23 protein-coding genes, 2 tRNA genes, 3 rRNA genes and 1 pseudogene are annotated in these 24,706 nt (G+C 56.9%); 21 read left to right on the top strand and 8 right to left on the bottom strand.

Annotated features, from left to right (window positions below; all coding sequences use genetic code 11):
* From K419_RS0115435 to K419_RS0115405, 7 genes are all read left to right on the top strand, one after another.
* Positions 1-93: ribosomal RNA gene (locus tag K419_RS0115435) — 16S ribosomal RNA — on the top strand; the annotation flags it as partial.
* A 285-nt stretch (positions 94-378) separates the two neighbouring features.
* Positions 379-455 (top strand) — tRNA-Ile (locus K419_RS0115430).
* Positions 456-478: 23 nt separating this feature from the next.
* Positions 479-554: transfer RNA gene (locus tag K419_RS0115425), tRNA-Ala, on the top strand.
* Positions 555-746: 192 nt separating this feature from the next.
* Positions 747-3,704 (top strand): 23S ribosomal RNA (locus K419_RS0115420).
* A gap of 135 nt (positions 3,705-3,839) precedes the next feature.
* Positions 3,840-3,956: ribosomal RNA gene (gene rrf, locus K419_RS0115415) — 5S ribosomal RNA — on the top strand.
* A 164-nt stretch (positions 3,957-4,120) separates the two neighbouring features.
* Complete coding sequence (locus tag K419_RS0115410; RefSeq protein WP_026842374.1) at positions 4,121-4,459, top strand: alanine-zipper protein; 339 nt, start codon at positions 4,121-4,123, stop codon at positions 4,457-4,459.
* A 103-nt stretch (positions 4,460-4,562) separates the two neighbouring features.
* Positions 4,563-5,393: a L,D-transpeptidase family protein gene (locus K419_RS0115405; RefSeq protein ID WP_226377708.1), complete on the top strand. Its 831-nt coding sequence runs from the start codon at positions 4,563-4,565 to the stop codon at positions 5,391-5,393.
* Between the two features lie 35 nt (positions 5,394-5,428).
* Here the strand turns inward: K419_RS0115405 and K419_RS0115400 are convergent, their stop codons facing one another.
* Positions 5,429-5,740 carry a hypothetical protein gene (locus tag K419_RS0115400; protein WP_012529406.1) on the bottom strand — a complete coding sequence of 104 codons (312 nt, stop codon included), beginning with the start codon at positions 5,738-5,740 and terminating at the stop codon, positions 5,429-5,431.
* Positions 5,741-5,953: 213 nt separating this feature from the next.
* Here K419_RS0115400 and K419_RS0115395 point away from each other — a divergent pair, with 213 nt between their 5' ends.
* The 3 genes from K419_RS0115395 (at position 5,954) to K419_RS0115385 (ending at position 8,543) form a co-directional block, all read left to right on the top strand.
* Positions 5,954-6,241, top strand: coding sequence for a MoaD/ThiS family protein (locus K419_RS0115395; RefSeq protein ID WP_012529407.1), 288 nt, complete (start codon positions 5,954-5,956; stop codon positions 6,239-6,241).
* Between the two features lie 266 nt (positions 6,242-6,507).
* The gene (locus tag K419_RS0115390) at positions 6,508-6,996 is read left to right on the top strand and encodes a response regulator (protein ID WP_051293061.1); all 489 of its coding nucleotides are present in this window, start codon (positions 6,508-6,510) and stop codon (positions 6,994-6,996) included.
* Positions 6,993-8,543, top strand: a complete 1,551-nt coding sequence (locus tag K419_RS0115385) for a SpoIIE family protein phosphatase (protein WP_026842371.1) — start codon at positions 6,993-6,995, stop codon at positions 8,541-8,543. The genes K419_RS0115390 and K419_RS0115385 overlap by 4 nt, the downstream gene beginning before the upstream one ends.
* Before the next feature lie 5 nt (positions 8,544-8,548).
* Here the strand turns inward: K419_RS0115385 and K419_RS0115380 are convergent, their stop codons facing one another.
* Complete coding sequence (locus tag K419_RS0115380) at positions 8,549-8,965, bottom strand: secondary thiamine-phosphate synthase enzyme YjbQ (RefSeq protein ID WP_026842370.1); 417 nt, start codon at positions 8,963-8,965, stop codon at positions 8,549-8,551.
* Complete coding sequence (locus K419_RS0115375; protein ID WP_026842369.1) at positions 8,966-9,829, bottom strand: D-alanyl-D-alanine carboxypeptidase family protein; 864 nt, start codon at positions 9,827-9,829, stop codon at positions 8,966-8,968.
* A gap of 140 nt (positions 9,830-9,969) precedes the next feature.
* Here K419_RS0115375 and mutL point away from each other — a divergent pair, with 140 nt between their 5' ends.
* From mutL to K419_RS0115355, 4 genes and pseudogenes are all read left to right on the top strand, one after another.
* The gene (gene mutL, locus K419_RS0115370) at positions 9,970-11,907 is read left to right on the top strand and encodes a DNA mismatch repair endonuclease MutL (protein ID WP_026842368.1); all 1,938 of its coding nucleotides are present in this window, start codon (positions 9,970-9,972) and stop codon (positions 11,905-11,907) included.
* A 34-nt stretch (positions 11,908-11,941) separates the two neighbouring features.
* Positions 11,942-12,862 (top strand): tRNA (adenosine(37)-N6)-dimethylallyltransferase MiaA, encoded by a 921-nt coding sequence (gene miaA, locus K419_RS0115365; protein ID WP_026842367.1) that lies wholly within the window; start codon positions 11,942-11,944, stop codon positions 12,860-12,862.
* A 12-nt stretch (positions 12,863-12,874) separates the two neighbouring features.
* Entirely contained in the window at positions 12,875-13,099 is a 225-nt protein-coding gene (gene hfq / locus K419_RS0115360; protein ID WP_012529414.1) for an RNA chaperone Hfq, read from the top strand.
* A 266-nt stretch (positions 13,100-13,365) separates the two neighbouring features.
* A pseudogene (locus tag K419_RS0115355) lies at positions 13,366-14,667 on the top strand (DUF512 domain-containing protein); the annotation flags it as partial.
* Positions 14,668-14,737: 70 nt separating this feature from the next.
* Here the strand turns inward: K419_RS0115355 and K419_RS0115350 are convergent.
* Entirely contained in the window at positions 14,738-15,832 is a 1,095-nt protein-coding gene (locus K419_RS0115350; RefSeq protein WP_026842365.1) for an AAA family ATPase, read from the bottom strand.
* A 297-nt stretch (positions 15,833-16,129) separates the two neighbouring features.
* Here K419_RS0115350 and K419_RS0115345 point away from each other — a divergent pair, with 297 nt between their 5' ends.
* From K419_RS0115345 to K419_RS0115325, 5 genes are all read left to right on the top strand, one after another.
* Positions 16,130-16,924, top strand: a complete 795-nt coding sequence (locus K419_RS0115345; RefSeq protein ID WP_026842364.1) for an amino acid ABC transporter substrate-binding protein — start codon at positions 16,130-16,132, stop codon at positions 16,922-16,924.
* 65 nt (positions 16,925-16,989) lie between these two features.
* Positions 16,990-18,009 (top strand): amino acid ABC transporter permease, encoded by a 1,020-nt coding sequence (locus tag K419_RS0115340; RefSeq protein ID WP_026842363.1) that lies wholly within the window; start codon positions 16,990-16,992, stop codon positions 18,007-18,009.
* On the top strand, positions 17,996-18,775 hold the full coding sequence (locus K419_RS0115335) for an amino acid ABC transporter ATP-binding protein (protein ID WP_026842362.1): 780 nt from the start codon (positions 17,996-17,998) through the stop codon (positions 18,773-18,775). The genes K419_RS0115340 and K419_RS0115335 overlap by 14 nt, the downstream gene beginning before the upstream one ends.
* A gap of 202 nt (positions 18,776-18,977) precedes the next feature.
* Positions 18,978-19,700, top strand: coding sequence for a BON domain-containing protein (locus K419_RS0115330; protein ID WP_026842361.1), 723 nt, complete (start codon positions 18,978-18,980; stop codon positions 19,698-19,700).
* The gene (locus K419_RS0115325) at positions 19,697-20,011 is read left to right on the top strand and encodes a transcriptional regulator (protein WP_026842360.1); all 315 of its coding nucleotides are present in this window, start codon (positions 19,697-19,699) and stop codon (positions 20,009-20,011) included. Before K419_RS0115330 ends, K419_RS0115325 begins: the two co-directional genes overlap by 4 nt.
* Positions 20,012-20,020: 9 nt before the next feature.
* Here K419_RS0115325 and K419_RS0115320 read toward each other — a convergent pair whose 3' ends face one another.
* From K419_RS0115320 to K419_RS0115310, 3 genes are all read right to left on the bottom strand, one after another.
* Positions 20,021-20,452 (bottom strand): archease, encoded by a 432-nt coding sequence (locus tag K419_RS0115320; RefSeq protein WP_026842359.1) that lies wholly within the window; start codon positions 20,450-20,452, stop codon positions 20,021-20,023.
* Positions 20,453-20,484: 32 nt separating this feature from the next.
* On the bottom strand, positions 20,485-21,945 hold the full coding sequence (locus K419_RS0115315) for an RtcB family protein (RefSeq protein WP_026842358.1): 1,461 nt from the start codon (positions 21,943-21,945) through the stop codon (positions 20,485-20,487).
* A gap of 243 nt (positions 21,946-22,188) precedes the next feature.
* On the bottom strand, positions 22,189-22,371 hold the full coding sequence (locus K419_RS0115310; protein ID WP_026842357.1) for a GSU3473 family protein: 183 nt from the start codon (positions 22,369-22,371) through the stop codon (positions 22,189-22,191).
* Between the two features lie 239 nt (positions 22,372-22,610).
* On the opposite strand from K419_RS0115310, the gene rpsA reads away from it, so the two are divergent.
* Positions 22,611-23,813 (top strand): 30S ribosomal protein S1, encoded by a 1,203-nt coding sequence (gene rpsA, locus K419_RS0115305; RefSeq protein ID WP_012529425.1) that lies wholly within the window; start codon positions 22,611-22,613, stop codon positions 23,811-23,813.
* A 4-nt stretch (positions 23,814-23,817) separates the two neighbouring features.
* Positions 23,818-24,045, top strand: a complete 228-nt coding sequence (locus tag K419_RS0115300; protein ID WP_026842356.1) for a DUF3820 family protein — start codon at positions 23,818-23,820, stop codon at positions 24,043-24,045.
* 75 nt (positions 24,046-24,120) lie between these two features.
* Here the strand turns inward: K419_RS0115300 and K419_RS0115295 are convergent, their stop codons facing one another.
* A complete protein-coding gene (locus K419_RS0115295) occupies positions 24,121-24,612 on the bottom strand; it encodes a BCAM0308 family protein (protein ID WP_026842355.1) in 492 nt (163 codons plus the stop codon).
* Positions 24,613-24,706: the final 94 nt, after the last annotated feature.

The raw sequence follows: 24,706 nt of genomic DNA, 5'->3' as shown, positions 1-24,706 counted from the left end.
CAAGGGAGGCAGCGTCCTAAGGAATGGCCGGTGACTGGGGTGAAGTCGTAACAAGGTAGCCGTAGGGGAACCTGCGGCTGGATCACCTCCTTTCTAAGGAGCCTAACCAGCCAGTGAGCTTGCTCACGTAAGATGCTGGTCATGGTAATCCAGGTCAATCCCACAATTGACATGACGTCTACTGTTTAGTTTTGAAGGACCAAGCGACATCAATTGACAATTGATAATTGACAATTGACGACGCTTACAGCCTCGATGTCTGGGGCCTTTGTTCTTTAAAAGTTAAGAGATGAATGGTTAGCGATGACGGGCCGCGAGAAGTGGCAGTTGGTTTAATTGTCAATTGTCAATTGTCCACTGTCAATTGCTTCTGGATAGGGGCCTGTAGCTCAGCTGGCTAGAGCACACGACTGATAATCGTGAGGTCGGTGGTTCGAGTCCACCTAGGCCCACCACATTTATCAAACCCATTTAAAATGGGGGTGTAGCTCAGCTGGGAGAGCACCTGCCTTGCACGCAGGGGGTCATCGGTTCGATCCCGTTCACCTCCACCATCTTAGAAGCAGACTAAGATAAAGATTAAGGTTTTACTTAATCTGAATCTTAATCTGGTTCAAGTGTTCTTTGACAATTGCATATAGTGAATTTGTAGGTAACAACCGGGAGTTAGTTGTCAATTGACTTGTCAGTTGTCAATTGCTTCTGGGGTATGCATAGCAGTTTTGATCGATTTACAGTTTTTTTATGGTCAAGCTACTAAGGGCGTACGGTGGATGCCTAGGCAGAGAGAGGCGATGAAGGACGTGGTAAGCTGCGATAAGCTTCGGTGAGCCGCTAAACAGGCTTTGACCCGGAGATTTCCGAATGGGGAAACCTACTGGAGGTAATGCTTCAGTAACGCATGGTGAATACATAGCCATGCGTGGCGAACGAGGGGAACTGAAACATCTAAGTACCCTCAGGAAAAGAAAACAATAGTGATTCCGTCAGTAGCGGCGAGCGAAAGCGGAACAGCCCAAACCTGTACCATTTCGATGGTGCGGGGGTTGTGGGGCCCCGACGTGGGATTGATGATTGGTAGGAGAACGGTCTGGAAAGGCCGGCCATAGTGGGTGATAGCCCCTTATCCGAAACCATGATTCACCCTAGGGTGTCCCCGAGTACCGCGAGGCACGTGAAACCTCGTGGGAATCCGGGAGGACCATCTCCCAAGGCTAAATACTACTCTCTGACCGATAGTGAACCAGTACCGTGAGGGAAAGGTGAAAAGTACTCCAATGAGGAGGGTGAAATAGAACCTGAAACCGTATGCCTACAAGCAGTGGGAGCACTATGGAGCAATCCAGTGTGACCGCGTGCCTTTTGCATAATGAGTCAGCGAGTTACCCTCAGCAGCGAGGTTAAGTTCATAGAACGGAGCCGCAGCGAAAGCGAGTCTTAATAGGGCGCATTAGTTGCTGGGGGTAGACCCGAAACCGGGTGATCTATCCATGTCCAGGGTGAAAGGAAGGTAACACTTCGTGGAGGCCCGAACCCACTGGCGTTGAAAAGCCAGGGGATGAGGTGTGGATAGGAGTGAAAGGCTAATCAAACTCGGAGATAGCTGGTTCTCCCCGAAATATATTTAGGTATAGCCTCGCAAAGTAAGTAACGGGGGTAGAGCACTGGATGGGCTAGGGGTCTTACCGGATTACCAAACCTAACCAAACTCCGAATACCGTTAACTGTTATTGCGGGAGTCAGACTGCGGGTGATAAGATCCGCGGTCGAAAGGGAAAGAGCCCAGACCGCCAGCTAAGGTCCCAAAATCTACGCTAAGTGGAAAACGATGTGGAAATGCCCAGACAACCAGGAGGTTGGCTTAGAAGCAGCCACCCTTTAAAGAAAGCGTAATAGCTCACTGGTCGAGTGGGTCTGCGCGGAAAATGTAACGGGGCTAAGCGTAGTACCGAAGCTGCGGATTCGCTTCTTAAGAAGCGAGTGGTAGGGGAGCATTGTGTAAGCCTGCGAAGGTCGACCGTGAGGACGGCTGGAGGTATCACAAGAGATTATGCTGACATGAGTAGCGAAAAACAAGGTGAGAAACCTTGTCACCGAAAACCCAAGGTTTCCTACGTAAAGGTAATCTGCGTAGGGTTAGTCGGTCCCTAAGGCGAGGCCGAAAGGCGTAGTTGATGGGAAACGGGTTAATATTCCCGTACCACCTGTTGTTGCGATGGGGGGACGGAGTAGGGTAGACGATCCAGGCGCTGGTTGTCCTGGTTTAAGGTCGTAGGCGGGAGAAGGAGGCAAATCCCTTTCTCCATTCAACGCTGAGAGCTGATGACGAGGGGGTATCCCCATAAAGTCGTTGATCCCATGCTTCCAAGAAAAGCCTCTAAGCTTCAGACAGCAGGTGACCGTACCGTAAACCGACTCAGGTGGGTGAGGATAAATGTCCTAAGGTGCTTGAGAGAACACTGGTTAAGGAACTCGGCAAAATGATACCGTAACTTCGGGAGAAGGTATGCCCTTTTTGGTGAAGAGACTTGCTCTCTTAGCTTTGGAGGGTCGCAGAGAAATGGCGGTAGCGACTGTTTACTAAAAACATAGGACTCTGCAAAGTCGCAAGACGACGTATAGGGTCTGACGCCTGCCCGGTGCCGGAAGGTTAAGGGGATTTGTTAGCCGCAAGGTGAAGCTTTGAACCGAAGCCCCGGTAAACGGCGGCCGTAACTATAACGGTCCTAAGGTAGCGAAATTCCTTGTCGGGTAAGTTCCGACCTGCACGAATGGCGTAACGATTTCCGCGCTGTCTCAACCAGTGGCTCAGCGAAATTGAATTCTCGGTGAAGATGCCGAGTACCCGCAGAAAGACGGAAAGACCCCGTGCACCTTTACTACAGTTTGACAGTGACATTCGAATAAGCTTGTGTAGGATAGGTGGGAGACTTTGAAGCTGGGACGCTAGTCTCGGTGGAGTCATCCTTGAAATACCACCCTGGTTTGTTTGGATGTCTAACCCAGGTCCGTCATCCGGATCGGGGACACTGTCTGATGGGTAGTTTGACTGGGGCGGTCGCCTCCCAAAGAGTAACGGAGGCGCGCGAAGGTTCCCTCAGGCTGATTGGAAACCAGCCGTAGAGTGTAAAGGCATAAGGGAGCTTGACTGCGAGACCAACAAGTCGAGCAGGTACGAAAGTAGGTCTTAGTGATCCGGCGGTTCTGTATGGAAGGGCCGTCGCTCAACGGATAAAAGGTACGCCGGGGATAACAGGCTGATCTCCCCCAAGAGTTCACATCGACGGGGAGGTTTGGCACCTCGATGTCGGCTCATCGCATCCTGGGGCTGAAGTAGGTCCCAAGGGTTTGGCTGTTCGCCAATTAAAGCGGTACGCGAGCTGGGTTTAAAACGTCGTGAGACAGTTTGGTCCCTATCTTCTGTGGGCGTAGGATACTTGAGAAGAGTTGACCTTAGTACGAGAGGACCGGGTTGAACGTACCTCTGGTGTTCCAGTTGTTCCGCCAGGAGCAGTCGCTGGGTAGCTATGTACGGAAAGGATAACCGCTGAAAGCATCTAAGCGGGAAGCCTCCTTCAAGATTAGGTATCCCTGGGAGCAATCCCCTAAAGGCCCGTTGTAGACCACAACGTTGATAGGCCGGGTGTGTAAGTGCAGTAATGCATTCAGCTTACCGGTACTAATCGGCCGTGAGGCTTGACCATAAAAAATTCTTAGAGAGGGGGGTGGGTCTCCCACCCCCCGATCATAAACTGCTAGCGGTCAAAACCTACAAATCACGAAGATGCAATTGTAGAGAAATATATTGCGAGAGCCGTAGAGGTTCGAGCTAAGAGTTTCTCTGTGGCTATGCCGAGAGGGTCACACCCGTTCCCATCCCGAACACGGAAGTTAAGCCTCTCAGGGCCGATGGTACTGCACTGGTAACGGTGTGGGAGGGTAGGTCGCCGCAGGGAATTTAATAGAAAAGCCCCGTCAGGATTTCCCGACGGGGCTTTTTGCTGTTTGGGCTCGTATTTAGTCATAGATTAATTTCGTGTTTCACCTCCCTTGCATTGCAAATTCAAACCCTCATCGTTAAAATTAGGCTCATGTAATAATTTGGCAAGGGAGGTATAAAGTGAAGATCTACTCTCTGGGAGTCGTTTCTATTTTGCTTCTTTCAACGGGCTGCGCCTCAAAGAGCTTTGTGCAGAAGCAGCTCGACCCCATCAGTTGCAGAGTCGACGTCCTCGAAAATCGAAATGCTTCTCTTCAGAGCAAAGCTGATTCACTTGAGGCCCGCGTAGCTGCTTTAGAAGCCCAGGTGAACCAAGCCCAACTGGCAAATAAAGCGATGCTGGATGAAGCGACTGCTACGGCATCGGCGAGCGCACAAAGAGCTGAAGCTGCCGCTGCTGCTGCTGAACAGTCTGCGCAACGGGCTCAGAAGATCTTTGAACTGAACCAGAAAAAATAACTCTATCGCCATGGCCACCTCTCCATCGCGTCATGGTTTCACTCCTTCTCTAGGTTTCGCTTCAATAACTTTATCTATAATTGTCTCGTTAATAGCTGCCGCCTTGCCTTCCTTTGCCTCCGCTGCCACATTCCAGGAGGCCGGGGGCACCATTGGCGCCATCCAGCAGTACACCATTGGCAAAGGCGAGTCCCTGGTAGAGGTAGCGCGACGATTTGATGTTGGCTACTACTCGATCGTCAACGCCAATCTTGGCATCGACCCGTTCGTTCCCAAACCGGGAACAATTGTCACCGTTCCGACTGAATGGATTGTGCCGCGTGTCCAGAGTGATCCTGACATCGTTGTCAATTTACCGGAGTACCGCCTGTATTTTTTCCCACAGGGAAAATCTGGCGCCGTTTTTACCTTCCCGCTGGGCATTGGGGACGAAGGTGCTGAAACCCCCTTGGGCACTTACACAGTTATAGAAAAAATAACCAGCCCCTCCTGGCATGTCCCAGACGCAATACGACATGAAGTGCCAGGATTACCGCCAATCGTGCCGCCAGGGCCCAGCAACCCCCTGGGCACACATGCGCTGCGCCTCTCCCGGGCCAATATCCTCATTCACGGCACTAACAGACCGTGGGGGATTGGCCGCAGGTCAAGCCACGGTTGCCTACGGCTCTACCCTGAAGACATAACAACCCTATTCGAACTGGCGCATGTTGGTATGAGTGTCGTAGTGGTGTACCAGCCGTTGAAGATCTGTGTACGTGACGGTAAGGTCCTGATCGAAGTACATCGATGCCGGGAGAATGAACCGACTGTAGGCCAGGCGCTGAAGCGACTCTATGATGAGGGGCTGCTAGCAAAAACGGATTTTTCGAAGTTGGTTCGTGCCATGTTGGAAAAAAAGGGCGTGCCGGTGGAGGTGAGTCTGGCACAGTAACTCTCAACCCCACCGGCATGTCCGGCTGCGTCAGCTCACTTCTTCTTTCGCAAGGGGCTATCTTTCCAAAAAATTCCCAGCACAGTCTGTTCGTCGGCAGTGAGCTTGACGCCTTTTTGCTCCATGCGATGCTGGATGCTCTGCATGTCCTTGCCGGCCGCCAAGGCTTGCTCAATCCGCTGTGCCGAATGGCAGGAAACGCATTTGTTGTCGATCACCAGGTGAGCATCCTTGAATACCCCTCCTGTAACACTGCCAAGTTTGGTTCCTGAGGGCGGCACTTCTTGTGCTGCCTGCAGCAAGGTGGCAGATGTTAAGATGAGTGCCAGTGCGAGTATCGTTTTCATTGTTACTCCTTTCTATCAAATTTGCTTGTGACAAAAAGATATAACACATATTTTTCTTGCTGCTGCTGTTTGACTTCCCTCATTGACATCAAATGCCAGAGGGGTATTATCGGGAACGTATACTCAGCCTACCTTAACCGCGGCTGAGCCACCAAGCGCTCTGGCTCGTAACAACCTACTCCAGCCGGAGTCCCTAAATTAAAGGAGGTTGTTATGGCAGGTCAAGCAAGTGCTACAGTCCGCATGTTCGGAGCCCTCCACGGTATCAGGAAAGAACGTGGCCAGCCGACAGAGGTCGAAATGGACGTGCCCGAGTCAGGGTGTACCGCTATCAGCATAGCACAGCGGCTGGACTTGCCGCCTGAAAAGGTGGATGGAGTATTCATCAACCACAAGATCTACACTCTCGATCACCTTGTTCATCCCGGAGATCGCGTTGCGTTCATACCTATAGGAGTACCAGGTTCCCGCGGGTTGTTTGCCTCAGAGCGTCATCAGTGACGCACTCACTCTGTCTACCTTGAACCGGCCGGTTCTTCTTCCCTCTCTTCAGGGGACCGGCCCCTGGCCATTCACTCCCTCCATAGATCTTTTCCTCGCAGGTAAACCACTTGAACTATCTGGCGCCCGCCACTTGGGGTACTTAATGCGACAGGTGCGTCCAATTCAGTATAAGCTGTTGCGTGTAAGGATTGGAAGGCATGGTAAAATCAGAACGTCTTTCAGTAGCTGCGTATTCATCTGGAAGGAGTGTCTGGGAGGTACTCATGGCTGCGGAGACTAAGGAGAGGCTGGGTACGTTTAAGCTAAAACGTATCCTCCTCGTTGAGGATAATGCTAACGATGCGGAACTCACCATGGAGGCTTTGGCCGAGCACAACTTAGCGAACGAGGTGGATATTGTCCGCGACGGGGCCGAAGCGCTCGACTACCTTCAGCAAAAGGGGAAATATGCAGGCAGCGAAGCCGGCAACCTCGCTGTCATCCTGCTCGATCTCAAACTGCCTAAGGTGGACGGGCTCGAGGTGCTGAGCGTTATCAAGGCGGATGAGAAATTACGGTGCATTCCCGTGGTGGTTCTAACCTCCTCGCGTGAAGAGAAGGATGTAGTGGAAAGCTACCGACTTGGTGTCAACGCTTATGTGGTCAAACCGGTGAATTTCAACGAATTCATTACAGCTGTAAAGGAGATAGGCGCGTTCTGGGCCATAGTGAACGAGCCGCCTCCGGTTCAGCACAGAGGTGGGATCAGATGACGCAGCGATTGCGCATACTGCATCTAGAGGACGATCCGATGGATGCCGAACTCGTCTTGATGGCTCTTACCGCAGAGGGGCTCGATTGTGAGGTCCAGGTGGTGTCGAGGCGGGATGAGTTCGACAAAGCGTTGCAGCGGGGTGGAATGGACCTCATTCTTGCCGACTTTGCGCTCCCTGCCTTTGACGGGATGAGCGCCTTGTCCATGGTCCGGGCCAAGCTTCCTGATCTTCCTTTCGTCTTTGTCTCGGGCAAGCTTGGTGAAGAGGCGGCGATTGAGTCGCTTAAAAGCGGCGCCACCGACTACGTGCTCAAAAGCAGGCTGTCCAGACTTGGGCCAGCGGTACAAAGGGCGCTAACTGAGGCAACGGAGCGCGCGAAGCAGCGCCAAACCGAGAAGGCGCTGGAGGTAGCATACGCTGAGATAGAGAAGCGGGCGGAGGACTACCGCAACCTCTTCAACAGCATCAGGGACGTCATCGTGGTGGCGGACCACAACCGGACCATCCTGCATGTCAATCAACCGGCACTCATTGACACGTTTGGCTACAGCTCCGAAGAGGTGGTGGAAGAAAGCAGCATCATCCTCTACGCGAATGAGGATGACTTTCACAGCACCGGTAAAGAGGTCTTCGACGTCGAGGGACCGGTGGACGGGAAACTCATAGAGCTGAACTTCCGCAGGAAAGGCGGCGAAATTTTCATCGGCGAACTTTACGCGATGAAAAGGCTGGACCGGCACGGCGTGGTGACCGGCAACATCTCGATCTTCAGGGATATCAGCCAGCGCAAGAAAGCTGAGGCAGATCTCAGGGAGAGCGAACTGCGACGCTACCAACTGCAATTGGAACTGGTTTACGCCGCGGAAATCCAGGCAAAGCTATTGCCGCGCAGTTATCCAAATATCCCCGGTTTTGATGTAAGCGCGAGGTGTCTGCCGGCGAAGCAGGTGGGAGGGGATTTCTATGATTGGCAGCAGGTGACCCCAACCGTTTTCAATCTGACTCTTGGTGACGTGATGGGCAAGGGGATGGCGGCGGCCATGCTCATGGCGACCGTTAGAGCGGCACTTCACGCCGTCACGCTGTACAACACACCCGCGCAGGCAGTGCACCTGGCGGAAAAGGCGCTCAACGAGGATCTGGAGAATTCCGAGAGCTTTGTCACCCTTTTTCATGCCCAGCTCGACTCCGTCACACGCACCCTTTCTTTCGTTGATTGCGGCCATGGCTATGTGTTTGTCAGGAGAGCCACTGGCGCGATGGAGACTCTCTCGCCGAGAGGGCTTCCCCTGGGGGTGCAGGAGGGGGAAGTTTACCTGGAAGGGAGGGTACAGTTCGAAAAGGGGGATGTGTTTGTTCTTTACAGCGATGGGCTCATCGACGCCAACCCGCAGCTTGAGTTGACCCATGAGATACTTGCTGGGCAGATTAGAAGTGAGGAGGGCGCGCTGGAGACTGTGGATCGGCTCATTGCTCTCACCAGGCAGCCTGACCCGCAGCCTGACGACATAACCGTACTGGTGGTGAGATTTAGCGGCGACTAGCCGATTCACTCCTCGATGATCTTGATCAGAACCCGCTTCCTGCGCATTCCGTCGAATTCCCCGTAAAACACCTGCTCCCAGGGCCCCAGGTCGAGTTTTCCGCCTGTGACTGCAACAACAACCTCCCGCCCCATGATTGTCCTCTTGAGATGCGCATCGCCGTTGTCTTCACCGCTGTTGTGCCGGTAGCGCGAGTGAGGATTCTCCGGCGCCAGCCCTTCCAGCCATTGCTCGAAATCCTGGTGCAGTCCGGACTCGTCGTCGTTTATGAAGACACTGGCTGTAATGTGCATGGCGTTGCAGAGCAGGAGCCCTTCCTTTATCCCGCTTTCCCGCAGTGCCTCCTGAATGTCACCGGTGATGTTTACGAAGCCGCGCCTGGACTTTATCTGGAACCAGAGTTCCTTACGGTAATGCTTCATCTAATCTCCTACCGTTGCCTTCATGGTGTTGCCTGGGTTTTCCTCGATATCTGCGGAATCAGCAGCAAATGCCGCGTCGAGCATAGCTGGTGCTACCCGCCACCGATTTCTGGCGTGCATGATAACCAGCAGCACTTTGCGCTCTTCACGCTCGGCGATTGCAACCAGACACTGCCCGGCGTTGGGAGTCGTGCCTGTCTTTACGCCAATTGCACCTGGATAGCGCCCTATCAGCTGGTTCTTGTTCCTGAGGTAGTAGGAGCGCTTGCTGTTCAGCGTGCGGATGCGCATCTCTTTCCTGGCGACTAGTTCTGCAAAGGATGGCTTTTGCATCGCCTTCTCGGTCAGGAGTGCCAGATCGTGGGCGGTGGTATAGAGTCCGGCGTTGTCGTGGCCGCAGGCGTTGGTAAAGCGCGTGTTCTGCAATTGCAGGGCCCGGGCCCGGGCGTTCATCTGTACCACGAAATCCCTTTGATTGCCACAGGCATGATCGGCAAGTGCCCGGCAGGCGTCGTTGGCTGAGGCCATGAGCGTGGCAGCAAGCAAATCCCGCACAGTCAGCCTTTCGCCTCGCCTAAGGCCAATCCTGCTCCCTGTTTCCCTGGCTGCGCCCCGACTCACAACTACTACTTCGTCAAGTTTGCACATCTCCATCACGATCAGTGCTGTCATGATTTTGGTGAGACTTGCAGGAGGGCGGCGAATGTGTGCGTTTCTTTCCTTGTAGGTGTGTCCGTTGACTTGGATAAGGTAGGCAGAGGGGGGATGCACAAACGGTGAGGAGTCTGCGTCTGCGTAACAGACGGCAGCAAATAGTATCCCCGCAGTCAATGTCAGCACTCTTAGAGATGAAAAAATTTTCATCGTTTGGTTATAGCACTCTTTGTTATGGCTGCAACGGCCCCATGGGCGTGACGTGTGAGAAAGGGTTCAATCTTGGATTTACAAACAGGCGCTGGTTAAGGTATCTTGGCTCACCCTACAACGCTTGTGAGAGGAATGGCTTGGCAACGAAGATTCGCATACTCCCTGAGAATTTAACCAACAAGATCGCCGCTGGAGAGGTGGTGGAGCGTCCGGCCTCAGTCGCGAAGGAACTGGTGGAGAATGCACTCGACGCAGGTTCCAAGGAAGTCGTGGTTGAGATAGAGTCGGGTGGCAGGCGGCTCATCAAGGTCTCCGATACCGGTTGCGGCATGTCCCGGGACGACGCCTTGCTCGCCCTGGAACGCCACGCAACCAGCAAGATCGCGACAGACGAAGATCTCTTCTCTCTCTGCACTCTCGGCTTCCGAGGCGAGGCGCTGCCATCTGTCGCCTCGGTTTCCCGCCTCACCATCTCTACCCGGACCAGCGACTCGGTCGAGGGGACGGAGATTTACGCCGAAGGGGGACGGATCAAGGAAGTGAAGGAATGCGGCATGGCGGTCGGGACGGTGATCTCGGTGCGGAATCTTTTCTTCAACACGCCGGCGCGGCTCAAATTCATGAAGAGCGCCGAGACGGAGGGGGGGCACGTCGGGGAGTTGCTGACCCGCCTCGCCATCTCCAGGCCGGAGGTCCGCTTCACTTATAAAAACGACGGCAAGGTGGTGTTTCGCGCGCTGGATGCGGACCTGAAGGAGAGGGTCGCCACCATGCTGGGGCGTTCCATTGCCTCCTTTTTGTACCCCGTCTCCTACCAGGAGGGGGGGCTCAAGGTGAGCGGATTGGTTGCGGCGCCGGAGTGCAGCCGCAGTGCCGGGAGCCATCTCTACACCTACATAAACGGACGTTTCATCAAGGACAAGGTGGTGCAGCACGCCCTCCTCCAGGCGTACCGCAACTTCCTGGAGCGCGGACGTTACCCTGTCGTCGCCGTTTTCATCGAGATCGCACCGGGCGAAGTCGATGTGAACGTGCATCCGACCAAGCACGAGGTTCGTTTCCGGGAGCAGGGGCGGGTGCACGACGCCATCCAGAACGCGGTGGAGTCGGTGCTCAAGGAAACGCCGTGGCTAAAGCGCCCTGCAGTCGCAGCAGTATCCCGGCCGACGGAGAAGGGCGCGGCAGCAGCGCGAGCTGTTCCCCCCATGGAGGGGTCGCAAGCTCCGCTGCCCGTGACGCCGCAGCCCCGGCCGGCGCTGACGTCTGAAAAACCGGTTCCCGCACCGCAGGCTCAACCGCAGCAGTTGTCGATCAGCGAAGCGCGGGTGGCAGAGGTCAGGGAGCTCCTGGTGGATTTTCAGCCGAGGCCGCAGCCTCCGCTTCGACCGCAGTATCAGGGATCTGTGACGTCCAAGGAGGCGTTGCCCCATGCCCCCATTGCTGCGCCGGTGCCGGTCCGTGAACCCGAGACGGCGGACCCCGCTGCAGCGGGATACTTCTCTTCGCTCGGCGTCATAGGGCAATTCAACGCCTCCTATATCCTCTGTCAAAGAGGGACCGACCTCGTTCTCATCGACCAGCACGCAGCCCACGAGCGGGTCGCGTTCGAAAAGCTGAAAGGGCAGTTCGCCGGGAGGGAGGTGGACAGTCAGGGGCTTCTCTTCCCGGAGACCATGGAATTCTCCTTCCGCGAGTCGGCCGTTTTGCGGGAACACCTGGCGGAGCTTGCCCGCCTCGGGTTCGAGTTCGAAGAGTTCGGCGGGAATACCTGGCTGTTGAAGGGGGTCCCGCAGGTGCTGTCGGCGACGCGGTATGTGGACACGATTCGCGACATCCTCGAGGAACTGGGAAGCCTCAGCCGCAGCCGCGCCTTCAGCGATATCCAAGAGGACCTGCTCGCCCGCATCGCCTGCCACAGCGTGGTCCGCGGGAAGCGCACCCTGAGCCCGGTGGAGATAACGGCACTATTCAAGCAGATGGATGAGACCGATTTCTCCAGTAACTGTCCTCACGGCCGGCCGGTGATGCAGACCCTTACGCTCTCAGAAGTGGAGAAGATGTTCAAGAGAATCTAGCGGTGTCGACCGTTACGCAGAAGTGAGGCACCAGTTGCAGGATAAGGGAAAAAAGATCAAGGTCATCGTCCTTGGAGGCCCCACCGGTTCCGGCAAGAGCGACCTCGCGGTGAAGCTGGCGGAAGAGATCGGCGGAGAAATCGTCAATGCGGACTCCATGCAGGTCTATCGCAGGCTCGATATCGGGACGGCAAAGCCGTCCGCTGCAGACCTGGCCCGCGTCCCCCACCACCTGATCAATATCCTCGATCCGGATGAGGATTTCACCGCCTCCGATTTCAGGCGCGAGGCGACCGCCGCCATCGCCGACATTGAGCGCAGAGGGAAAAGGGCCATTGTTGTCGGCGGGACCGGGCTGTATATTCGCGCGCTGCTGTACGGCTTGGTGGACTCTCCCACAGGTGACCCGGAATTGCGCCGGCAGTTCGATGACGTGCCGGGTGAGGAACTGCTGAGGCGTCTGTCGCTGGTTGACCCTGAGACTGCGGCGCGCCTGCACCCAAACGACAGGATTCGCCTGATAAGGGCGCTGGAGGTGTACACGCAGACCGGGCGCCCGGTTTCCGCGTTCCGCTCGGAACATGCCTTCTCCGACGTTCACTACCAAGCGCTCAAAATGGCGATCCGGGTGGAGCGGCAGGAACTGTACCGCCGCATAGACCTCAGAGTCGAGAAAATGCTCGAGGATGGGCTGGTCGAAGAGGTCCGCTCGCTGCTGGCTGCGGGGTACGGGCATGAGCTGAAAGCTTTGCGCTCAATCGGCTATAAGGAAATAACCGCTTATTTGGCAGGGGAAATGACGCTGGATGAAGCAGTTACCCTCATAAAAAGAGACACGAGGCGCTACGCCAAACGGCAGATGACATGGTTCGGCAAGGAAAATGATATTTATTGGCTTGAATATCCCGGAAGTTTTGCTACTATCCTTGGACATGTGATTGAATTTCTTGCGTAAAGGAGCGGAATCATGCCGAAAACGCCTTTTAACATCCAGGACCAATATCTGAATCAGTCTCGTAAGGAACGCGTAAAGGTTTTGGTGCAATTAATGTCCGGTGAGAAGCTTGAAGGGCACATCAAATCCTTCGACAACTTTTCCGTTCTCATGGAAGTTCACGGCGATATCCTCATTTACAAACATGCTATCTGCAGCATCACCTCAGTAGATGGCGTGTTCCGTCTGCACCAGTAATTATTCAGCCAACTTCATCGCTAGATCCAGTCCGCTACGGATAAAATACTTGTCCAAGCAGCCATGGGTTAGCGGGAAACCTCTCCATCTTCAGCCGGCTCCAAAGAGCCGGCTGCCTTTTTTATCTATTGCCAAAATCCTCCTTCTCCTCATATGATTGCTGCTTGTGTCTGGAAGAGTGCCCGGTGCCACAGCGCTGTCGAAAACGGATTCTTACGCAGCCGGTATAGCAGGGCGCTCGCCAAAGGGACGCGAAGAGGAGGAAGTGGATGTCAGGCCTTATTGTCGACAGGGTGATGCCGGGAAGCATCGCCGATGAACTTGAGATCGAGCCGGGAGACCGGCTCATATCGGTGAACGGGCACCCGCTGCGCGACGTCATTGATTACAACTACTACTCGGCGGACGACCTGCTCGATCTCGAACTCGAAAAGGGGGATGGCGAGCTTTGGGAGCTGGAGGTGGAGCGGGAGGAAGGTGAACCGCTGGGCCTCTCCTTCGAGGCTCCTCTTCCGGCACGCTGCGGCAACAACTGCGTCTTCTGCTTTGTACACCAGCTTCCCAAGGGGCTGCGCGGTCCGCTCTACGTCAAGGACGAGGATTACCGGCTTTCCTTTCTCTATGGAAATTACGTGACGCTGGCCAACATCGGCCGTGCCGAGCTGGACCGGATCAAGGAGCAGCGCCTGTCGCCGCTCTACATCTCGGTTCACGCCACCGAGCCTGAATTAAGGGAGGAGTTGCTGGGCAAAAGCGGCATCCTCCCTATACTCGAGGTCATGAAGGAGCTGGCCGAGGCGCGGATAACCATGCACACCCAGGTGGTGCTCTGCCCGGGATGGAACGATGGGGAGGCATTTGCCCGTACCGTCGAGGATCTGGCGTCGATGTATCCGGCGGTCGCCTCGCTGGCGGTGGTTCCGGTGGGGCTTACCGAGCACCGGAAGCATCTTCCGCCGCTTGTCCCGTTGACGAGAGAGTTCGCAGCCTCCTTCGTCGAGCAATGGAGCGGCAAGGCGCGGCTTCTGGAAGAGAGGCTCGGAGAGCCGTTTCTGTTTCTCGCCGACGAGTTTTATATCAAGGGGGAGATTCCCTTCCCCCCGTTGGCGAGCTACGGCGACCTGCCACAGTTGGAAAACGGCGTGGGAATGATCCCTCTCTTTCTGTCGGAGGCGGAGCAGGTGCTGGAGGAGGCCGAACCGGTACCGGGTGCGCGTGTCACGGTGGTCACCGGCGAGTCGCCCTACAACTACCTGGCGGGATTTCTTGCGCAACTTTCGACGGCGACCGGCGCCTCCATAGCTGCGGTGGCGGTGAAAAACAGGCTGTTCGGCCCGTCGGTCACCGTGACCGGACTCGTCTGCGGCAGGGACATCATTTCCGCGCTGCAGGGCGTAGAGCTGGGAGATCTGGTGCTGGTCCCCGACGTGATGCTTAAGGAGGGGGAGGGGGTATTTCTCGACGACCTGACGATGGACGACCTGGAGCGGGAACTGGGGAAGACGGTTCAGGTGGTCGAATCGACCCCTTATGGCATCTATGACGCTTTAGCTGACATGCGGGAGTAGGGAAGAAGGTTTGCGGCAGGATTGAAGCGGGAAGCCGGCGTGGGGATAGAACCCCCCGCCGGCTTTTCTGTTAACGGCTCATGGCGTCGATGGCGTCGAAGTCGAAGACGCTTTCAGCCGTCGCCTTGATCAGGTTGATCTTCTCATCGTCGTCAGCGGTCATCTTGGAGACGTGCTCGGAGAGGGTTATGAAGACCTCGGCGGTGTTCTGCAGCGTCCGGATGTAGGGGATATGGCTGTCGTCCAGAATCTTCTGGCTGATGGCGGAGATGGGGGCGATGCCGGGGATCACCAAGCCGGCCAGCTTCTGCCGGTAGGCGGGGATATTGTAGAGTGCCGATGTGGTAACTATCAATTCGTCGCGGGAACTGGTGGTGATGAGAAGCGTCGAATCCTGCAAGGTGTCGATGACGCGCTGGGAGGATGCTGCGCCTAACTGGATGTTGTGGATGATGCGGTTCTTTCCCTGCTGGTCCCCTTGAAGCGGTAGTTTCAGCAGCTTGGAAAGGTCGAGCAGGGTAGGGTTCGCCAGGGTGCGGGAGTAGTCGAACGCTCCGGCCACCTGCTGTTGCCGGCTCTCGAAGAAGCTGCGCAGAAAGCCCAGCGTTTCCTCACGCTTGTTCGGCAGGAGCTTGTTCACCAGGACCAGTTTGACGTCCGCTCCCTGCTGCTGGAACAGCGAAAGGTTCAACTGCACCGAGTCGATGACGCAACCTATGCCGCCGCTTGCCACCATGATGACCGGTGCATCCAGGGTGCGGGCGATCTGTGCGTTGTTGACGCCGACCACGGAGCCGACCCCGCCGTGCCCAGAACCTTCGATGATCAGGAAATCGTTCTTGGCCTCAAGCTCGCGGCACGCCTTCTTGATGCTTTCCAGCGGCGCCTCGGGGTTGATCTCGCCGGAGAGGTATCTTTTGGTGTATCCCTTGCCGAGCACCACGGGGGACATCAGCGCGCGGTCGGCTTCCATCCCGTAGACAGAGGCGATCAGCGCAGCGTCCATGTCCATCTCGACCCCGTCCAGCATGAAGACCTTTGGGCCTATGGGTTTTATAAATCCGACGCGGGCGTACTTCTTCTTGGCCAGGTGCAGCAAGGACAGGCTGATGGTGGTCTTGCCGCAGTGCTGCCCGGTCGCCGCTATGAATATCTTCTTGCACATTTGCTAAAGCCTCGTCACATCCTCTCAGCTGATAACAATCCAACTACCGGCATTATACTGTTTTGGCAAAATGGGGGCAACATGGTATACGGTACCGGGTCTATACTGTATCTTCTCGTTCTTTAGCGGCATTTGTGACAGTGCAACATCCTGTCAGGCGGTCTGACCGCATCACCAATACCTGCTTGACGGTTTTCCCATATTCTGTAATAATCCGCCGGTCCTAACCCCTGTTTGTCTACATCAAAGTTTTCTAAGCCGCACCCCCATAAAACAGGAAAGAAAAGGAGCGTAAACGTGAAAAAGATCTTGGCAATCCTCTCCTCCTTGCTGGTACTCACGCTGGCCGTTTCGGCTTTTGCCGCGGACGGGTCGTTCAAAAGGGTTAAGAAAGAAGGCACCCTCACCATCGGTCTGGACGATGCCTTCCCCCCCATGGGTTACCGCAACGATAAAGGCGAACTAGTAGGCTTCGACATCGACGCCGCGCAAGAAGTAGGCAAGCGCCTGGGGATCAAGATCAAGTGGCAGCCGACCGCCTGGGACGGCGTCATGCACGCGCTCAACTCCAAGAAGTTCGACTGCATCTGGAACGGGATGACCATCACCGACGAGCGCAAGAAGGAAGTTGCCTTCACCAAGCCTTACAAGATGGACGGGCAGGTGGCGGTGGTGCGCTTCGGGGAGAAGAAGTTCAAGAAGCTTGCGGACCTGAAAGGGGCCAAGGTAGGGGTCCAGAAAGGCTCCTCCGCCGTGGAAGCGGTCAAGAAACTCCCGGCAGCACCCGCCGAAGTGCGCGAGTACGAGGACAACCCCAAGGCTCTGCTCGACCTCGAATCCAAGCGTCTTGACACGGTCGTCATCGACGACGCCACCGGCCGCGACTTCATCGCCAAGCGCCCCGGCAAGTTCCAGATCATCCCCGGCAACATCACCAAGGAGCCTTTCGGCGTCGCATTCCGCAAGGATGACGTAGAGCTGCGCGAGGCGGTGCAGAAGACCCTGGACAAGATGGTGAAGGACGGGACCATGGCGAAGATCTCCAAGAAATGGTTCGGCGAGGACATCACCAACCCGAAGAAGTGGAAATAGACCGAACTATCCCCTCCCCGGCAACGGGGAGGGGGACCGTTACAGCTAATAATTCAGGTGTGCCGATGAGACTTTTTTCCGGCAGGATCTCGAAGAAAACGATCCTGCTTTTTTCATGCTTGTTCCTCCTCCTGGTCCAGGCCTGCTACGCCGCGGACTACGACCAGATCTTCAGCGACGCGAACGACGCGATGGGAAGCGGTGACCTCCCTGCCGCCATCGCTATCCTGCAAAAGGTCAAACCGGACAAGGGCGACGACAGTGGCGCCTTCGTCAGGAGCCGGATGCAGATAGCGAGGCTTCAGTTCGCCCTCAAGGACATGAATGCCGCCAGCGCCAGCGCGAACGAGGTCCTTGCCCTCTACCCCGACAACAGCGAGGCGCTCAACTTCATCGCATCGGTCAAAAAGGAACAGAAGCCGCGCTACGTAGTCTTCCTGGAGGACTGTCTCCGCTTCCTGCCGCAGCTCTTGAAGGGGGCGGTGATGACCATCACCCTGGTGGTCTGCATCATCGTGATCTCCCCCTTGGGCGGCCTGCTGATAGCTTTAGGGCGCATCAGCACCTTTAAGCCTGTCTCCGGACTCTGCTGGTTCTTCATCTGGCTCTTCCGCGGCACTCCGCTTCTGCTGCAGCTCTTCTTCATCTACTACGGCCTTCCGTCTCTGGGCATCACCTTCAAACCCTTCACCGCCGCCATCCTGGGGCTGGGCCTCAACTACTCCGCTTACCTGGGCGAGATCATCCGCGGCGGCATTCAGAGCATAGAACACGGGCAGATGGAAGCCGCCAAGGCGATCGGCATGAGCTACTGGCAGGCGATGCGCCGGGTAATCATCCCGCAGACCTACAAGCGGCTGATGCCCCCCATCGGCAACGAGTTCATAGCGCTCATCAAGGACACCGCGCTGGTCTCCACCATCGCCATGGTGGAACTGATGCGCTCCGCCGACCAGATGTTCAACGCCTATTTCAACGTGACGGCGCTGATTCTGGCGGCGTTCATCTACCTCCTCTTCACCACCATCTTCACCTTCATATTCGAGAAGATCGAGATCAGGGCCGGCATCTATGAAAACCGCTAACCAACCGTTGCTAAGCCTCAAGGGGATCACCAAGCGCTTCGGCGCCCTGACCGCGGTAAACGGCGTCGACCTCGACGTCTGCCCGGGGGAAATCGTGGTCATCATAGGGCCATCCGGATCGGGAAAGTCGACGCTTTTGCGCTCGGTGAACTTCCTGGAGGAGATCGAAGAAGGGTCCATAACCTTCGAAGGGAACGAGATAGGCTACGTGAAGAGCAAGCACGGCCGGCGCCACCTGGACGCTCCCGCGAAGATCTGCGAGCTTCGCTCCGAGATCGGCATGGTGTTCCAGCACTTCAACCTCTTCCCGCACATGACCGTGCTCGGCAACGTGATGGAGGGGCCGCTTACCGTGCAGAAGAAGTCCCCCGAGGCGGCGCGCGAGATCGCCCTGGACATGCTGGCGAAGGTGGGGCTTTCCGACAAGCGCGACGTCTACCCGGCCACCCTGTCGGGTGGGCAGAAGCAGCGCGTCGCCATAGCGCGGGCGCTGGCCATGCGGCCAAAGCTCATGCTTTTCGACGAGCCCACTTCCGCCCTCGACCCCGAGCTGATCGGCGAGGTGTTCGACACCATCCGGTCGTTGGGCAAGGAGGGGATGACCATGATCATCGTCACCCATCAGATGGGGTTCGCCAAGGAGATGGCGGACCGGGTCATCTTCATGGAGAAGGGATCCTTCGTCGCCCAGGGAACCCCCGAAGACTTCTTCAGCAACCAGATGGAACACGACAGAATTCAGTCCTTTCTCAACCGTATCATGTGATGGAAAATCGGGGCGCCAGCCGCCCCGTCCCCACCTTTACCGCGTTTTCCCTCTCGTTCGACAACCCATTGCCCCGTGATACAATCTAATTCGTTTGCGCCTTGGCTTTCGTTAATGTGTTTTGCTCCCACCCAAACAGCTGTGAAACCAGCAGATTGCGAGCCGCCGTTTCCTAATTATAAGGCACAAAAGGGGGATCATCATGATAAGAGAAGACGAGGTCGTCGGCACCATCCGCGCCGCATTAGAGCGCGAGCCGAGGGTGAACCTGCACAACCATCCCATTGAACTCAGTTTCGCTGACGGCGTGGTCACCATCTCAGGCGAGGTCGGCGGCATCGCCGCCAAGAAGATCGCGCTCGCGATAGCCGCGAAGCCTTCCCCCGTCTCCGGCCTCGTGGACCGGCTGCGGGTTGAGCCTTCGGAGCCTATGGAGGACGGCGCTATTCGCGACCATGTTTGCAACGCCCTCACCAGCGAGCCCGCCTTCCGGTCGTACTCGGTCAGGGCGCTGGTTAAGCAGGCTATGGAGCCGGTCCGGTCGGTTCAGGAGGAGCGCTACTTCGAGGTGGAGGTTGATAACGGCGTGGTGGTGCTTAACGGCGTCGCCGAGAGCATCTCTCATAAACGCCTGGCCGGGGTTCTTAGCTGGTGGGTTCCCGGCAGCAGCGACGTGGTCAACGGGATCGACCTCTTCTCCAACGCCGAGGAGCAGGATGAAGAGCTGGTCGACCTGATCCGGATCGTGCTCGAGAAGGACCCGTTGGTGAATGCGTCGCAGATAACCGTCCATAGCCGGGACGGGATCGTCACAATGGAAGGGACGGTGCCGACCCCGAACAACAAGAGGGCGGCGGAGTCGGACGTGTGGTACGTGCTAGGGGTGAACGAGGTGGTCAACAAGCTGGTCTTGACTGGGCTATGAGGAGCAGGCCGAAGGGGCCGCGCGTCCCTCCGGACCGGCGCGAGACGGTGCGCCATGAGACCGTCTCGCTTTTGACCGGCGAGAACATGACGGCCAGGGAGATTTCAGGGCAGGTGGGGATTGGCGAGAAAGAGGTGCTGGAGCACCTGGAGCACATACGAATCGCACTCCGAGGCAGGCTGGTGGTGACACCTCCTGCCTGCCTGGAGTGCGGTTTTTCTTTTCGGAAACGGGAGCGGTTGGGAAAGCCCGGACGCTGCCCGGTATGCCGCAGCGAACGTATCGTCGACCCCTCCTACACCATCGGCTAGCCTTTTATTTCAGACATCCAAGACCACCGTCGCATGCCAACCCTCGTCGGTTTTTTCCACCGCGTATCTCAGCATGGTAACCGCCTTAACGTCGGTGTTCATTTCATGCCTTGCCGGATCGATCTCCTCGCCCTGCAGCGTGCCGCGCAATTCGACGCCGCTCTCTCCCTTTATGATGGTCAGCTCCGCAGGGAGCAGGAGCAGTCTCCTCGCGTCCTTGTAGAAGATCAGTTCGTTCAGGAAATCGAAAAGGAGCATCTCCTCGTTTTCCTGGGTCAGCTTCACTTCCAGCGTTTGCGTCCGCCTGATCCCCTCGAGGTTTTCCGCCATCACCTGCACGGTCGCCCGTGCCGCATCACGGAAGAGTTCTTCCAGGGTCTTAGCCCAGGCATCGAATGCGACGTCGGCATGGGCTATGTCACCGCGGTATTGGTACGGCATCTTTCCTCCACAGGTCCCCTGTTCTGCAGGGGCTACCCCTTGATGTTGCCGATCGGAACCAGGCGGGCCACCCTCTTGCTCAAGCCGGCCAGCTCGGTGGCTTCCACGACCTCGTCTATATTCTTGTAGGCGGACCCCGCCTCCTCCGCCAACCCGCCGAACGAGTCGGTGCGGACGTAGATGCCCCGCGCCTCCATTTCACGCTGCAGCTTGTCCCCCCTGAAATTTTTCTTAGCCTCATGCCTGCTCATGGTCCTGCCGCTGCCGTGGGCGGTGGTGAAGAAGGCGTCGGCGCCGCTTTGCATCCCCGCGAGCAGGTAGGAGCCGGTCTCCATGCTACCCCCTATGATGACCGGCTGGCCGGTCTTGGCGTAGCACCCGGGTAAGCCTGCCGCGCCAGGGCCGAAGGCGCGGGTTGATCCTTTGCGGTGTACCAGGAGTTCCTTCCGGGGCCCGTTTACCTCGTGCCGTTCCAGCTTCGCCGTGTTGTGCGCCACGTCGTACACCATGCGCAGCCCGAGTTCGTCGGGCGAGGCATGGAACAGGTCGGAAAAGACCTCCCTGATCCGGTGCAGGATCACCTGCCTGTTGGCGAAGGCCATGTTGACCGCGCACTTCATGGCGCTGAAGTAGGCTTGACCTTCCGGCGAATGGAATGGAGCGCAGGCGAGTTCCCGATCGACTATCTTGATGCCGTACTTGCGCCCCATGACCGAGAGGAACAGCTTCAGGTAGTCCGTTGCCACCTGATGGCCAAAGCCCCTGCTGCCGCAATGGAACATGATCACCACCTGGTTGGGCACCGTGGTGAGCCCGAACGCTGCCGCCAGTTCCGCATCCATGACGTTCTCGGGCTTAACCACCTGGATCTCGCAGTAGTGGTTGCCGCTCCCCAGTGTGCCGAGCTGGTTGTAGCCGCGTTCCACCGCCTTGTCGCTTATGTGCGAGGCGTCGGCGCCGGAGAAGCAGCCCCCTTCCTCGGTCATATCCAGATCTTCCTGGGTAGCGAAGCCGTTTTTCAGGCACCAGCGCGAACCCTGCTGCACTATGGAACGAAAATCGTCCTGCTTCAGCTTCACGAAACCATGACATCCAACGCCGGTGGGTATCCTGGCGAAGAGGCGATCGACCAGTTGATGCAGTTTGGGGAGGACCTGGTCGGCGGTCAGGTTGGTCAATACCAGCCGCATGCCGCAGTTTATGTCGAAGCCTATCCCTCCAGGGGAGATGACGCCGGTTCCCGGATCCATGGCGGCGACTCCGCCTATGGGAAAGCCGTAGCCCCAGTGGCCGTCGGGCATGCAGTAGGCGTATCTCTGGATGCCGGGGAGCGTGGCGACGTTGCTGACCTGCTCGAAAACGCCCGCATCCATCTCCCGGACCAATTTCTCCGAGGCGAAGATTCGTGCGGGTACCAGCATCCCTTCCTTGTAGCTCACCGGTAGTTCCCATACCTGATCTGTGATCCGCTTTAGCGCCGCCGGTACGTTCATAACTCCTCCGTTGCTACGGTTCTCATGGCCATGCACCGGGAGATGTTATCATAATTTAATCTAAGTTGTCCGAAAACAATGCTTAGATCAGGGCGGCGGGAAGGGGAGCGGGTGGCATAGCGGTGCGGCCGCTTGCACAAGAGTCACTGCGGCAAGTGTAAAATCCTGTTGGCAGGAGAAGGGGAGAGCTGCATATCCTCACTGGAGGCCTGGCAACTGCTGCCCCTGCTGTCTGTGATGTGATTAGGCCGAGTGCTCAGCCTTGGCAGCTTCGATAGGATGAGGCGTTGGAATTGTTTCCTCCTGCTTGACCCATTGCCCTGACCGATCAAACCCGACAATGGACCCGGTGGAAACAAGGTAGTCAAAATGAAAATCGTTGACTACATCGTAAGTGAAGTCGTCGTAGCAGACCAAGATGCCCATGCTGTTCCTCCTGGTATAGCAAAGTGATGTTTTCCTCAAGCATCACAGGACCTATCGGAGGGGAGCAGCGGTAACTTTAATTTCATGAGCGAATTTGCTTAGACGTGCGGCAATACCCCTGATAAATAATGCCAAAACTGGACCTCTGTCTGCTCAAACGTGGTTGACAAGGGTGCGGGGTCACCTGTATGCTCCACGGGTTGCGAAAGCGCAACAAAAACGTCGATGAGGTCACTTAAATGGATAACGAAAACAGGGATGAGATGGAGACGGAAGAGGAAAGCTTTGCTGACTTGTTCGAGCGCAGCCAAAAGGATGCCGGGCGCCTCGAGCCGGGCTCCAAGGTTGAGGCGACTGTCCTCAAGATCACCAAGGACTGGGTCTTCCTGGACACCGGTCGCAAGGGCGAAGGGGTCCTGGACATAAAGGAACTGACCGATGCCGAAGGCAACGTGAGCGTCAAGGTCGGCGACAAGGTCACCGCCTGGTTCATCTCGTCGCGCAACAACGAAATGCGCTTCACCACCAAGATCGGTGCCGGGAGCGGCCAGTCGGCCGGCAACGCCCAGCTGGAAGAGGCTTACGCAGCAGGCATTCCGGTCGGGGGCACCGTAGAGAAAGAGGTCAAAGGCGGCTTCGAAGTCAAGGTCGCCGGTTCGCGCGCCTTCTGCCCGTTCTCGCAGATCGCCCTGAGAAGGGTGGAGGATACGGCTTCCTTCATCGGGAAGCAGCTCTCCTTCAAAATCGTCGAGTACGCCGAAAACGGCCGCAATATAGTCGTCTCGCACCGCGCGCTGCTGGAAGAGGAAATGCAGCAGCAAAAGGATGCGCTGAAAGAGACCCTGAATGTTGGGCAGCGCGTCAAGGGCACCGTTACCTCCCTGCGCGATTTCGGCGCCTTCGTCTCCATCGGCGCGGTCGAGGGTCTGTTGCCGGTTTCGGAGGTGGCCTGGGCCCGGGTGAACCACGTAAGCGACGTGCTCACCGTCGGGCAGGAAGTCGAAGTGGTGGTTAAGGGGATCGACTGGGAAAAGAACCGCATCTCCTTCTCCCTCAAGGACACCCTGGCCGATCCTTGGGAAGAGGCGGCCAGTGCCTTCCCGGAAGGCTCCTACCAGAACGGCAAGGTAGCCCGTCTCACCCCGTTCGGCGCCTTCGTCACGCTGGGAAGCGGCGTCGACGGCCTGATTCACATCTCCAAGCTGGGCGCCGGCAAGAGGATTCAGCACCCGCGCGAGGTCCTTGCCGAAGGGCAGGAAGTCGAGGTGAAGGTTGAAGGCGTGGACCGCGAGCAGAGAAGGATCTCGCTGTCGCTTGCCTCGGTGAGCCGCGCCGAGCAGGAGCAAGCCGAAACCATGGACGCCTACAAAAAGACCGTCTCCGAAGCGCCGAAGGGGATGGGTACCCTGGGCGATTTGCTGAAGGCGAAGCTGAAGGGGTAGGCGATTGGAGGATCTGGTCCCTGACCCTGGGTACCTGCTCCGGCTGGCGAAGACGACCATGCCTTACGGGAAGTACCTTGGAACCCTCCTGGTTGATCTCCCGGAGCCTTACCTGGTGTGGATGCGCCAGAAAGGGTTTCCCGCGGGAGAACTGGGCGCCATGCTGCAGTGCATCTACGAGGTGAAGGTGAACGGGCTGGAATACCTGTTCGACCCCTTACGCAGGCGATAACCAAACAAAAAGCCCCTCTTGCCGTGGCAAGGGGGGCTTTTTTATGTGGCACTGGAAGGAGCGGCGACCGAAAACCTAACGCTTCCACGCCACCCGGACCATGCGCTGGTCGTGGCTCCATTGGTAGTGAAGCTCGCCTCGCTGAGACTTGTAGATCTCCCTACCTATCTTTTGGGCCAGCTTGTCCTCGGTAGTAGTAACGGTGATCTGGCCGTTCTCCTCCTTGATCTCCATGATGCGCCCCAGCGGGTTTTTCTCGCGGTGCTTGGACTCCTGCTGCTTGATGCTGTTGAGTATCTCTTCCCTGTGCTGCGCCAGGTAAGGGCCGGACAGCGTCACCACTCCCGCCGGGTCCTCCCCCTGGATGCGCTGGCAGGCCGGGCAGAACACCTCGCCGCTATGTGCGCCGGGGGTGGTTTCAATCTGCCATCTCTTGTTGCGGTAGACGATGCCGCACCCCTTGCATACGGTTCCCTCCTGGAGTCCGCCTTTGGACAGGTAAGGCTCCAAGCTCCGTACCGCCCTTTGTCCCTTTTCCTCCATGGTTATTCTGGCACCTCGTGGCATGGCTACCTCCGTGTTGCGTTAGATTCCTTTAAAGCCACCACAGTATAGCATCCCGATCATACCCCGCATTTTACTGCCCGAGATTTCATGCCTG

Source organism: Citrifermentans bremense R1 (assembly GCF_000426865.1).
Taxonomy (GTDB): Bacteria; Desulfobacterota; Desulfuromonadia; order Geobacterales; family Geobacteraceae; genus Geomonas; species Geomonas bremensis.
The sequence above is the reverse complement of the archived record's forward strand: the minus strand, read 5'-3'. Positions and strand labels throughout refer to the sequence as shown.